This window comes from Mycobacterium noviomagense, from assembly GCF_010731635.1.
Lineage (GTDB): Bacteria > Actinomycetota > Actinomycetes > Mycobacteriales > Mycobacteriaceae > Mycobacterium > Mycobacterium noviomagense.
In genome coordinates this window covers 252,490-264,337 of sequence record NZ_AP022583.1, presented here as the reverse complement: position 1 = coordinate 264,337, position 11,848 = coordinate 252,490, and the positions used below count along the sequence as shown (strand labels likewise).

General features: G+C 65.3%; 7 protein-coding genes and 1 tRNA gene. 7 read left to right on the top strand and 1 reads right to left on the bottom strand.

The genetic code is table 11. The features are described 5' to 3' along the window. Window positions 1-2: 2 nt before the first annotated feature. Window positions 3-76 (bottom strand) — tRNA-Arg (locus tag G6N15_RS01030). A gap of 185 nt (window positions 77-261) precedes the next feature. Here G6N15_RS01030 and lipQ point away from each other — a divergent pair. From lipQ to ettA, 7 genes are all read left to right on the top strand, one after another. Further along, on the top strand, window positions 262-1,521 hold the full coding sequence (gene lipQ, locus G6N15_RS01025) for an esterase LipQ (RefSeq protein WP_083084255.1): 1,260 nt from the start codon (window positions 262-264) through the stop codon (window positions 1,519-1,521). Window positions 1,522-1,786: 265 nt separating this feature from the next. After that, a complete protein-coding gene (locus G6N15_RS01020; RefSeq protein ID WP_083084257.1) occupies window positions 1,787-3,262 on the top strand; it encodes a wax ester/triacylglycerol synthase family O-acyltransferase in 1,476 nt (491 codons plus the stop codon). Window positions 3,263-3,308: 46 nt separating this feature from the next. Beyond that, on the top strand, window positions 3,309-4,967 hold the full coding sequence (locus G6N15_RS01015) for an HAD-IB family hydrolase/lysophospholipid acyltransferase family protein (RefSeq protein WP_083084259.1): 1,659 nt from the start codon (window positions 3,309-3,311) through the stop codon (window positions 4,965-4,967). Next, window positions 4,964-7,321: a glycerol-3-phosphate 1-O-acyltransferase gene (locus tag G6N15_RS01010; RefSeq protein ID WP_083084261.1), complete on the top strand. Its 2,358-nt coding sequence runs from the start codon at window positions 4,964-4,966 to the stop codon at window positions 7,319-7,321. The genes G6N15_RS01015 and G6N15_RS01010 overlap by 4 nt, the downstream gene beginning before the upstream one ends. Before the next feature lie 46 nt (window positions 7,322-7,367). Beyond that, complete coding sequence (locus tag G6N15_RS01005; RefSeq protein WP_083084264.1) at window positions 7,368-9,380, top strand: cytochrome c oxidase assembly protein; 2,013 nt, start codon at window positions 7,368-7,370, stop codon at window positions 9,378-9,380. A gap of 168 nt (window positions 9,381-9,548) precedes the next feature. Continuing rightward, a complete protein-coding gene (ssb, locus tag G6N15_RS01000) occupies window positions 9,549-10,037 on the top strand; it encodes a single-stranded DNA-binding protein (protein WP_083084267.1) in 489 nt (162 codons plus the stop codon). 120 nt (window positions 10,038-10,157) lie between these two features. After that, window positions 10,158-11,834 carry an energy-dependent translational throttle protein EttA gene (gene ettA, locus G6N15_RS00995; protein ID WP_083084269.1) on the top strand — a complete coding sequence of 559 codons (1,677 nt, stop codon included), beginning with the start codon at window positions 10,158-10,160 and terminating at the stop codon, window positions 11,832-11,834. The last annotated feature ends 14 nt before the right edge of the window (window positions 11,835-11,848 follow it).

The window sequence follows — 11,848 nt, the reverse complement described above, 5'->3', positions numbered from 1 at the left end:
GGTGCCCCCGGCCCGATTCGAACGGGCGACCTAGGGATTAGAAGGCCCTTGCTCTATCCAACTGAGCTACGGAGGCAATGCGCAGGTCAGTCTATCGAAGAGCGACGATAGGCCCGGCTCTGGCGCGCAACGCCGAGCGAAATGTCATGGGCTGCAATGTCGATTCACTAGTGTGTGACGCGCGACACAGGTACGCTGCCGCTGGCCGCAGGCCGCGTATCGCGGCGTTGTGGGAGCCCGGCGTCAAGGAGCGGCGTTGCGATGAGCATGGCTATGGACGTGACCACGCGGTGCTCGAAGGCGGGTGCCCAGGTATTGCGGCAAGGGCGGCACTTGGCGGCCGACCCGGTTGGCATATACCGGGCCGGCGCTCTGTTGCTGCGCGGTTCGCCGTTCGCCGTGGGGTGGTTTGCTGGCTGGCTTTCGGCGGAGTTTTCCCCGCAGGTGCTGACCGGGCATGCGTTGTCGCGGGTGACGCCGCTATCGGTGGGCCGGGTTGCTGCAACATGGGCGGCGCAACGCGCTGACCAGATCCTCACGGCGGCACTGGAGGAATCGTTCGGGACGCACTACCGCAAGCGGGTCCGTCATCCGCTCAGCGATCAGCACGGGTGTGCGCGCCGCGATGGCTTCTTGCATATGGCGGGCCACCGCCGCCGCTACGCGGCGCAGACGTCGGATATCGCCTACGGCCCGAACGGTCGGGACAACTTGCTGGACATCTGGCGCCATCCCGACTTGGCCGATGGACGTCCTCGGCCCGTGCTGGTGCAAGTCCCTGGGGGAGGCTGGAGCATCAACGGCAAACGGGGCCAGGCGTACCCGTTGATGAGCCGCATGGTCGAGCTCGGGTGGATCTGCGTATCGATCGACTACCGCAAGAGTCCTCGCAACGCGTGGCCGGCGCACATCGTCGACGTCAAGCGGGCGATCGCGTGGGTACGCGACAACATCGCCGACTACGGCGGCGACCGCAATTTCATCGCGGTCACTGGAGGCTCGGCTGGCGCGCACCTGGCCGCCTTGGCCGCGCTCACTGCAAACGATCCGCGGCTGCAGCCGGGGTTTGAAGAGGCTGACACGACCGTGCAGGCGGCGGTGCCTTATTACGGCGTCTACGACTTCACAAAAGCCGCACATATGCATGAGCTGATGCTGCCGTTCCTCGAGCACTTCGTGATGCAAACCCGTTACGCCGACGATCCAGAGTTGTTTGCGTCGGCGTCGCCGATATCTCACGCCCACAGAGCAGCTCCGCCGTTTTTTGTGCTGCACGGCGAAAATGACTCGTTGATTCCGCGAGCACAAGCGCAGGCCTTTTGTGCAGCGCTTCGTCAAGCCGGAGCGACTACCGTGTGCCACGCCGAGTTGGCGAACGCTCACCACGCTTTTGACACCGTCGCCACTGTGCGGTCACGGCTGATCGCCGATGCCGTCGCTGATTTCCTGGGCGTGGTCTATGGCCGATATCTGCGCTCAGGCGCGAAATCTCTGGCTAAAGGCGCGATTTCAGCGAGCTGAATTCCCAGCCGAGGTCTGGCGAATTTATCGGTCCGGCATGACATTTCGTAAGTGGTCTATCGACCGTTGAATTGGTCGCATGGATCCGCACAATCGGCTTTCACCACCGCGTCGCGCGGACTAGCGTTGTGATGGCGCAAGGGCTGCGCACCGGGCATCGGCAAAGCGGCAGGTGTCGCTGCCTGCGTGCTTGGTGCGTCTGGACGGGAGGCTTGAGTGGCGATGTCAAGGCTGGCCGCGATCAGGCCCGGGCGGGGGCGAGACGGTGACTGATGCTGTCGAGTCGGGCGCGTTGCCAACCGAGCTGGGGGCGGTCGACTATCTGCTGCACCGCGGTGAAGCCAATCCCCGGACTCGCTCCGGAATCATGGCGCTGGAAATCCTCGACACCACCCCGGACTGGGAGCGCTTCAGGACACGGTTTGAAAACGCCTCGCGCCGAGTGCTGCGACTGCGGCAGAAAGTCGTGGTGCCGACGCTGCCGACGGCAGCACCGCGCTGGGTGGTAGATCCCGATTTCAACCTCGACTTCCATGTGCGACGGATGCGGGTTCCCGAACCCGGCACGGTGCGGGAAGTGCTGGATCTGGCGGAAGTGGTTTTGCAGTCGCCTCTCGACATCGCGCGCCCACTGTGGACGGCGACCCTGGTCGAGGGTCTCGCCGAGGGCAAGGCCGCAATGCTGTTGCATCTCAGTCACGCGGTGACCGACGGCGTCGGCGGCGTGGAGATGTTCGCGCAGATCTACGACCTCGAGCGCGATCCGCCCGCCCAGCCGCCACCGCCGCAACCTATTCCGCAAGATATCTCCCCCAATGACCTGATGCGCGAAGGCATCAACCACTTGCCGGGTGCAGTAATCGGCGGTGTCCGAGGGGCGGTGACGGGTGCGGTGTCGCTGCTGGGCCGGGCGGTTCTCAACCCGCCCTCCGCGGTGGCAGGTGCAATCAACTACGCCCGCTCGGGCATGCGGGTGATGAGCCAGGCGGCCGAGCCGTCACCGCTGTTGCGCCGGCGCAGCCTGGCCAGCCGCACCGAAGCGCTCGACATGAAGCTATCCGACTTGCACAAGGCGGCGAAGGCCGGCGGCGGATCGATCAACGACGCCTACCTGGCGGGTCTGTCCGGTGCGCTGGGCCGCTACCACGAAGCGCTCGGTGTGCCGATCGCCACCCTGCCGATGGCCGTGCCGGTGAACCTGCGTGCCGAAGCTGACCCCGCCGGCGGCAACCGGTTCACCGGTGTCAATCTGGCGGCGCCCATCGGTACCGCCGACCCGGTACAGCGGATGCGCAAGATCCGGGCCCAGATCACCCAGCGCCGAGAAGAGCCCGCTATGGACATCATCGGCTCTATCGCGCCCGTGCTCAGTGTTTTGCCCGGGCCGCTATTGGAGAACATCACCGGCTCGGTGATCGCCGCCGACGTGCAGGCCAGCAATGTCCCTGTCTACCAAGGCGATACGTACATCGCTGGCGCGAAAATACTGCGGCAGTATGGGATTGGGCCGCTGCCAGGCATTGCCATGATGGTGGTGTTGGTATCCCGGGGTGGTTTCTGCACGATAACCGCGCGCTACGACCGTGCCGCGGTTCGGCACGAGGCATTGTTCGCACAATGCCTGCTGGAGGGTTTCGACGAGATCCTGGCGCTTGCCGGCGAACCTGCGGCGCGCGCGGTTCCGGCGTCGTTTACTGCGCAAGCGGCCGAGTCGCCGTCTCGATCGGTGTCGGGCTCATGACCGCGCCGGCGACGATACCGAGCGAAGCGATGAGGAGCGGCGCCACATGAGCTCCGACGAAGCCCGCAAGTCGGCGCGTGACCTCCGGTTGCCCGGTTCGGTCGCCGAGATCATGGCCAGCCCGCCCGGCCCCAAGATCGGTGCATTCTTCGACCTCGACGGCACCTTGGTGGCGGGATTCACCGGCGTCATCCTCACGCAAGAGCAGTTCCGGCGCCGCGAGATGGGCGTCGGTGAGCTGATCACGATGATCCAGGCCGGACTCAACCATCAGCTCGGCCGCATCGAGTTCGAAGAGCTCATCACCAAAGCCGCCTGGGTGCTTCGCGGACGCGCGCTCAGCGACATGGAGGAGATCGGCGAGCGGCTGTTTGCCCAGAAGATCGAGTCCCGCATCTATCCGGAGATGCGCGAGCTGGTGCGGGCCCACTTGGCGCGCGGCCACACCGTGGTGCTTAGCTCATCGGCGCTGACCATCCAGGTCGACCCGGTGGCCCGCTTCCTGGGGATCCCCAACACCCTCACCAACAAGTTCGAGGTCGACGAGAACGGGATCCTCACCGGCGGGGTCGTTAAGCCCATCCTGTGGGGGCCCGGAAAGGCTGCCGCGGTACAGAAATTCGCCGCCGAGCACAACATCGACCTCAACCAGAGTTACTTCTACGCCGACGGCGACGAAGACGTCGCCTTGATGTATCTAGTCGGAAATCCCCGGCCCACCAACCCCGAAGGCAAGATGGCCGCTGTGGCCCAGCGCCGCGGTTGGCCCATCTTGCGGTTCACCAGCCGCGGCGGTGGAGGCATCGTGGGGCAACTGCGCACGCTCATCGGCGTCGGTTCCATGGTTCCGGTCGCATCGGTGGCGGTGGGGCTGGGCTTGCTGACCCGCAACCGGCGCCGTGGCGTGAACTTCTTCACCTCTACCTGGTCACAGCTGCTGCTGGCCGCGAGCGGTGTGCACATCAACGTCATAGGCAGGGAGAACCTGACCGCACAACGTCCGGCGGTGTTCATTTTCAACCACCGCAACCAGGCTGACCCGGTCATCACCGCCGCTCTGATCCGGGACAACTGGGTTGCGGTGGGCAAGAAGGAATTAAAGAGCGACCCGATCATGGGCACGCTCGGCAAAATGCTTGAAGCCGTGTTCATCGACCGCGACGATCCTGCCGCCGCGGTGGAGACGCTGCACCAGGTCGAAGACCGCGCCAGAAAAGGTCTGTCGATCATGATCGCCCCGGAAGGTACCCGGGTGGACACCACCGAGGTGGGCCCGTTCAAGAAAGGCCCATTCCGCATCGCGATGGCAGCCGGTATCCCGATCGTGCCGATCGTGATCCGCAACGCCGAGATCATCGCCGCCCGCAACTCCACCACGATGAATCCGGGCACGGTCGATGTCGCGGTGTTTCCGCCGATCCCGGTGGACGACTGGACAGTTGATGACCTTCCGGACCGCATCGCCGAAGTGCGCCAACTGTATCTGGACACCTTGGCCAACTGGCCGGTCGACGAGCTACCTGAGGTCCCACTCTACAACCGCGCCAAGAAAGCAGCCCGGACCAAGACGGCCGCTAAGGCGGCGCAGCCGAAAAAGCGAGCGGCCAAGTCTAATTCGCAGACACGCGGTGCGACGACACCAGCTGGCCGACGCCAAACAGCGCAGGCTCAACCGCGGACAGCTCGGCCGAAAGGACGACTGTGACACCACCGGCTGCCGACACCGGCACCTTCACCACAACCGACGACACGCTGGTGTTGGCGTCGGTGTCCTCGTCCGTCGAGGGTGAACTGCTGAAGGAATGGCTGGATCGCCAGCGACAGCGGCATCCCGAGACCAAGATCGACGTGCTGCGGCTGCCGCCCCGAAACCCGCCGCCGGCGACGCTGGCCCAACTCGTCGAGCAACTCGAGGTCGACGAGGACCGGTCGATCGTGCCGGTGCGGGTGTTCTGGCTCCCCCCCGCAGAGGGCGGTCCGCTGAGCAAGGTGGCCGGGCTGCTGCCCGGTTGGGACCCCTACCACCCAAGCGAACGTCAGCAACGTCGCATTCTGCGCAGCGATCCCCGCCGGGCAAGAGTGTTGGCCGGCGAGTCGGCCAAGGTGTCAGAACTACGTCAACAGTGGCGGGACACCACCGTCGGTGAGAACCCCCGCGACTTCGCCCATTTCGTCACCCGTCGCGCCATTTTGGCGATGGAGCGGGTTGCCTATCGGCTACTGGGGCCGGAGTACAAGTCGCCGCGGCTGGTGAAGCCAGAAATGTTGGCTTCCAGTCGTTTTCGGGCGGGCCTGGAGAAAATCCCCGGTGCCACGCTGGAGGAGGCAGGCAAGATCCTCGACGAGATGGCCACCGGGTGGAGCCGGGTCTCCGTCGACATCTCCGGCGCCCTCGGCAGACTGCTGATTCGCGGGTTCGATCCGGAAATCGACTACGACCAGTATCAGGTCGCGGCGATGCGGACCGCGCTTCAGTCCCATCCCGCCGTGCTGCTGTGGTCGCACCGGTCGAACCTGGACAGTGCCGTGCTGACAGTCGCGCTGCAGGAGAACGGCTTGCCGCGAGCCCACGTGTTCGGTGGGATCAACATGGCGTTCGGGTTCATGGGACCGCTGATGCGCCGCTCGGGTGTCATCTTCATCCGGCGCAAGATCGGCGACGATCAGCTGTACAAATACGTGCTCAAGGAATATGTCGGCTACCTCGTCGAAAAACGGTTCAATTTGAGCTGGTCCATCGAGGGCACGAGATCGCGCACCGGAAAAATGTTGCCGCCCAAGATGGGGCTGATGAGCTATGTAGCCGACGCTTATCTGGACGGACGCAGCGACGATATTCTCCTGCAACCGATCTCGATCAGTTTCGACCAGCTGCATGAGATCGCCGAGTACGCCGCCTACGCCCGCGGCGCGGAGAAAAGACCCGAGGGCGTCGGCTGGCTGTACAACTACATCAAAGCCCAGGGCGAACGCAACTACGGCAAGATCTACGTCCGCTTCCCGGAAGCGGTTTCGATGCGCGAGTGCCTCGGTCCGCCGAACGGCCCGATAGCCCAGGACCAAGCTGCCAAAAGGCTTGCCCTGCAAAAGATGACGTTCGAGGTGGCGTGGCGGATCCTGCAGGCGACACCCGTGAACGCGACCGGGCTGGTATCGGCGCTGCTGCTCACCACCCACGGGGTGGCGTTGACACTCGGCCAGCTGCACCGAACGCTGCAAGATTCACTGGACTATCTCGAACGCAAACACACCCCGATGTCGACCAGCGCGCTGCGGCTGCGGACGCCGGAGGGTGTGCGGGCGGCGGTGGATGCGCTGTCCAACGGCCATCCGGTCACGCGCGTCGACGGCGGACGCGAACCCGTGTGGCGCATTGCGCCGGAGCACGAGCACGCGGCGGCTTTCTATCGCAACTCGGTGATACACGCGTTCCTGGAGACCTCGATCGTCGAACTCGCGCTGGCGCATGCCAGGCATGTGGACGGGGATCGGCTGCAGGCATTCTGGGACCAGGTGATGCGGCTTCGCGACTTGCTGAAGTTCGACTTCTACTTTGCTGATTCGGCGGCGTTTCGGGACAACATCGCCGGAGAGATGGCGTGGAACCAGGATTGGGAGGCCCACGTGGCGGCGGGCGGTGACGAGATCGACGCGATCTTGTACGCGAAGCGACCGCTCATATCGGATGCGATGCTGCGGGTGTTCTTCGAGTCGTACGAAATCGTGGCCGACGTATTGCGCGATGCGCCAGCGGAGATCGGCGACAAGGAGTTGACGCAGTTGGCGCTGGGTGTGGGGCGTCAATACGTCGCGCAGGGACGGGTCCGCAGCAGCGAACCGGTGTCCACCCTGCTGTTCGCGACCGCGCGTCAAGTCGCCGCTGACCAGCACCTGCTCGAAGCCGCACCGGATCTCGCCGAACGCCGGACCGCATTCCGGCAGGAGCTGCGGGACATCTTGCGTGACTTCGACCACGTCGCACAGACTGCCCGCAACCGCTTCATCGCTCGCGAGATCGAGGCGCGGCAGGCGCAAAAGGCTGGTAGCCGAGTTCGCTGACATAGTCCTGGCAATTCGACTCGGACGTGCGCCATACGCTGTACCTATGACGGGTGCCCTGCAGCCGGGCCGGCGGCGCACGGTGGTGTGGCCGCTGCTCACCGGAGTTGCGTTACTGGCCGGCTGCACGGCCGCCGGAATCGCGGCGCTGTCGCTTGCTGCGGCGCTGACCGCCACCGGGTTGCCCGATCCGGGTCCGGTGACCACCCTGGGTCTCCCGTTCGTGCGGGCGGCCGGTGAGGTGGCCGCAGTGCTGGCCGTCGGCTCGTTTCTGTTCGCCACATTCTTTGTGCCCCCGCAAACCAACGGAGTGCTCGATGTCGCTGGCTACCGCGCGCTTCGCATAGGCACAGTGGCGTCGGCGATGTGGGCGGTGTGCGCCGCGTTGCTGGTGCCGCTGACGATTTCGGACGTCTCGGGTCAACCGGTCGCCCGCCATCTCAACCCGGTGGCGTTGTGGTCGCTGGCGAGTCTGGTCAACACCGCAGCCGCATGGCGGTGGACCGCGTTACTGGCGGCGGCGGTGACGCTGGCGAGCCTGGCGGTGCTGCGCTGGTCGTGGACGCCACTGCTGCTGGTCGGCTCGGTAGTGACGTTGGTTCCGCTTGGGCTAACCGGGCATTCGTCGGCCGGCGGTTCGCATGACTTGGCCACCAATAGTCTGCTGATCCACCTCGTCGCCGCCAGTCTGTGGGCCGGCGGCCTGCTGGCCTTGCTGGCGCACGCGATCCGCAGCGGCGAACATCCCGACCTGGTGGCGCGGCGGTTCTCCTCCGTCGCGCTGTGGTGCTTTGTCGCGATGGCGCTCAGCGGTGTGGTCAACGCCCTGGTGCGCGTACTGCCGTCCGACTTGCTGACCACCGCCTACGGTCGGCTGGTAATCGCCAAAGTCGTCGCGCTGTGCCTGCTCGGTGTGGTCGGTTGGAGGCAGCGCCGCACCGGAGTTGTTGCGCTGCAAGCAGATCCGAGCTCGCGGCGTGCCTTGATCCGACTGACGCTGATCGAGGCCGTCGTGTTCGGCGTGACGTTCGGCATTGCGGTGGGGCTGGGGCGGACTCCACCGCCGCCGCCTCCGATCCTCAATCCATCGATTCCGGAAGTGAAGATCGGCTACGACTACGCCGGACCGCCCACCGTGGCCCGGGTGCTGTTCGACTGGCGGTTCGACCTGATCTTCGGCACGGCGGCACTGGTGTTCGCCGGGCTGTACCTAGCCGCGGTGCTGCGGTTGCGTCGCCGCGGCGACAGCTGGCCGCGGGGCCGCACAGCGGCGTGGCTGCTGGGCTGTGCGGTGATGCTGTTCGCGACGTCGTCGGGGGTGGGCCGTTACATGCCGGCCATGTTCAGCATGCATATGGCCGCCCACATGCTGCTGTCCATGCTGGCTCCGATCCTGCTGGTGTTGGGCGCTCCGGTGACTCTGGCACTGCGGGCGTTGCCCGCCGCCGGGCGCGAGGAGCCCCCAGGCATGCGCGAATGGCTGTTGGCCGCGCTGCACAGCCGACTGTCGCAAGTGCTCACCAACCCGGTTGTGGCAACGTTGCTGTTCGTGTCCGGTTTTTACGGGCTGTACTTCGGTGGCATCTTCGACGCCGCGGCCGGTAGCCATTTCGGCCATCTCCTGATGAACGTGCACTTTCTGCTCAGCGGCTACCTCTTCTATTGGGTCGTGATCGGCATCGATCCGACGCCACGGCCGATCCCTCCGCTGGCGAAGGTCGCGGTGATGTTCGCGTCGTTGCCGCTGCACGCATTCTTCGGGGTAGTGCTGATGAGCACGCGAAGCGTCCTCGGTGAAAGCTTCTACCGCTCCCTGCGGCTGGGTTGGCATACCGATCTACTGGGTGATCAGCGGCTGGGCGGCGCGATCGCGTGGGCGGCAGGGGAGATACCGCTGGTGATTGTCATGGTGGCGCTGCTTGTGCAGTGGACCCGCAGCGATCGGCGGACCGCCCAGCGGCTGGACCGCGCTGCCGAACGCGACGACGACGCGGAGCTGGCCGCCTACAACGCGATGCTCGCGGAGCTGGCCCGCCGCGACGCGTCGAGCCAGCGGTAGCCGCCGTCATCCACAGACGCGCTTTTCTCCACAGCTGCGCCGTGTTTTGCGTTCCGGCCACTTCAGGTGTCGGCCGTTAGGGGCTCAATAGCGCCGACACCGGCGGTGTCGCGTCACCGGGATTGCCCGCTCATCGACGCGCCCGCCTTGACAGAAAAGGAATGAGCAATGTTCGAAACGTTTGTCACCGTCGTCGGAAACATCGTCAACGACCCCCAACGCCGCCAAGTCGGCGACCAGGAGGTGATGAAGTTCCGGGTGGCCAGCAATTCACGCCGACGCGGCAGCGACGGCAAATGGGAAGCCGGCAACTCGCTGTTCGTCACCGTCAACTGCTGGGGCCGGCGGCTCGTCTCGGGGGTAGGTGCGTCGCTGGGTAAGGGGTCACCGGTCATCGTGGCCGGCCACATCTACACCAGCGAGTACGAGGACCGCGACGGCAATCGGCGCTCGACATTGGAGATGCGCGCTACCGCCGTCGGCCCTGACCTGTCGCGCTGCATCGCGCGGATCGAAAAGACGGTGCCTTCCGGTGTGGACTCCGCAACAGCGCCCACAGCGGAAGCGACCGCTGATCCCGCCGACGATGACGCGGATGACTCCGAGAGCGCGGAAGCCGTAGCCGACGCGCAGACGGGACTGCCGCTCTCGGCGTAGCTGCCTGCGCGGTGCCCGTCCGGCGACCATGCGCTGCGCAGCGGCGTGGGAAGCAGCCGGACGGTCAACCTAGGATGGTCCGCGAGCAATCGTGCAAGACCAGAGAGGTAGCACCGCGGAATGGCTGAATTCATCTACACGATGAGGAAGGTCCGCAAGGCGCACGGCGACAAAGTCATCTTGGACGACGTCACGCTGAGCTTCCTGCCGGGAGCAAAGATCGGTGTCGTCGGACCCAACGGGGCGGGCAAGTCGAGCGTCTTGCGGATCATGGCCGGATTGGACAAGCCGAACAACGGTGACGCTTTTCTGGCTACCGGTGCCACGGTCGGCATCCTGGAGCAGGAGCCGCCGCTGAACGAGGAGAAGACGGTCCGCGGCAACGTGGAGGAAGGCCTGGGTGACCTCAAGGTCAAACTGGACCGGTTCAACGAGGTCGCCGAGCTCATGGCCACCGATTACTCCGATGAGCTGATGGAGGAAATGGGCCGGCTGCAAGAGGAGCTGGATCATGCCGGCGCCTGGGACATCGACTCGCAGCTCGAGCAGGCGATGGACGCGCTGCGCTGCCCGCCGCCCGACGAACCGGTGACCCACCTGTCCGGAGGTGAGCGCCGCCGGGTGGCGCTGTGCAAACTGCTGCTCTCCAAGCCGGACCTGCTGCTGCTCGACGAGCCCACCAACCACCTCGACGCCGAAAGCGTGCAGTGGCTCGAACAGCACCTGGCCGCCTACAACGGCGCGATTTTGGCAGTCACCCACGACCGCTACTTCCTCGACAACGTCGCCGAGTGGATCCTGGAACTCGACCGGGGCCGTGCCTATCCCTACGAGGGCAACTACTCCACCTACCTGGAGAAGAAGGCCGAGCGGCTGGCGGTGCAGGGCCGCAAGGACGCCAAGCTGCAAAAGCGGCTGCAAGAAGAGCTGGCCTGGGTGCGCTCCGGGGCCAAGGCACGGCAGGCCAAAAGCAAGGCCCGCCTGCAGCGCTACGAGGAAATGGCCGCCGAGGCGGAGAAGACCCGCAAGCTCGACTTCGAAGAGATTCAGATCCCGGCCGGGCCACGGTTGGGCACGCTGGTGGTCGAGGTCGAGCACCTCGACAAGGGCTTCGAGGGACGCACCCTGATCAAGGACTTGTCCTTCAGCCTGCCCCGCAACGGCATCGTCGGCGTCATCGGCCCCAACGGAGTCGGCAAAACCACCCTGTTCAAGACGATCGTCGGACTCGAGCCGCCCGACAGCGGCACGGTCAAGATCGGTGAGAGCGTCAAGATCAGCTACGTCGACCAGGCCCGCGCCGGCATCGACCCCAAGAAGACGGTGTGGGAAGTGGTCTCCGACGGGCTGGACTACATCGAGGTGGGCCACAACGAAATGCCGTCCCGCGCCTACGTGTCGGCGTTCGGGTTCAAGGGTCCCGACCAACAGAAACCGGCGGGCGTGCTCTCCGGCGGTGAACGCAACAGGCTGAACCTGGCGCTCACGCTCAAGCAAGGCGGAAACCTGATCTTGCTGGACGAGCCGACCAACGACCTCGACGTCGAGACGCTCGGCTCCCTAGAAAACGCGCTGGTGAACTTCCCCGGCTGCGCCGTAGTGATCTCCCACGACCGCTGGTTCCTGGACCGCACCTGCACCCACATTTTGGCCTGGGAGGGCGACGCGGACAACGAAGCGAAATGGTTCTGGTTCGAGGGCAACTTCGGCGCCTACGAGGAAAACAAGATCGAACGGCTCGGCATCGACGCCGCCCGACCACACAGAGTGACCTACCGCCGACTGACCCGCGACTAATGTCGGCTGCATCA

Bases quoted from the DNA above. Each gene is read 5' to 3' on its own strand.
- ssb (WP_083084267.1), top strand. From the start codon at position 9,549: ATGTTCGAAACGTTTGTCACCGTCGTCGGAAACATCGTCAACGACCCC.
- ettA (WP_083084269.1), top strand. From the start codon at position 10,158: ATGGCTGAATTCATCTACACGATGAGGAAGGTCCGCAAGGCGCACGGC.
- lipQ (WP_083084255.1), top strand. From the start codon at position 262: ATGAGCATGGCTATGGACGTGACCACGCGGTGCTCGAAGGCGGGTGCC.
- G6N15_RS01005 (WP_083084264.1), top strand. From the start codon at position 7,368: ATGACGGGTGCCCTGCAGCCGGGCCGGCGGCGCACGGTGGTGTGGCCG.
- G6N15_RS01015 (WP_083084259.1), top strand. From the start codon at position 3,309: ATGAGCTCCGACGAAGCCCGCAAGTCGGCGCGTGACCTCCGGTTGCCC.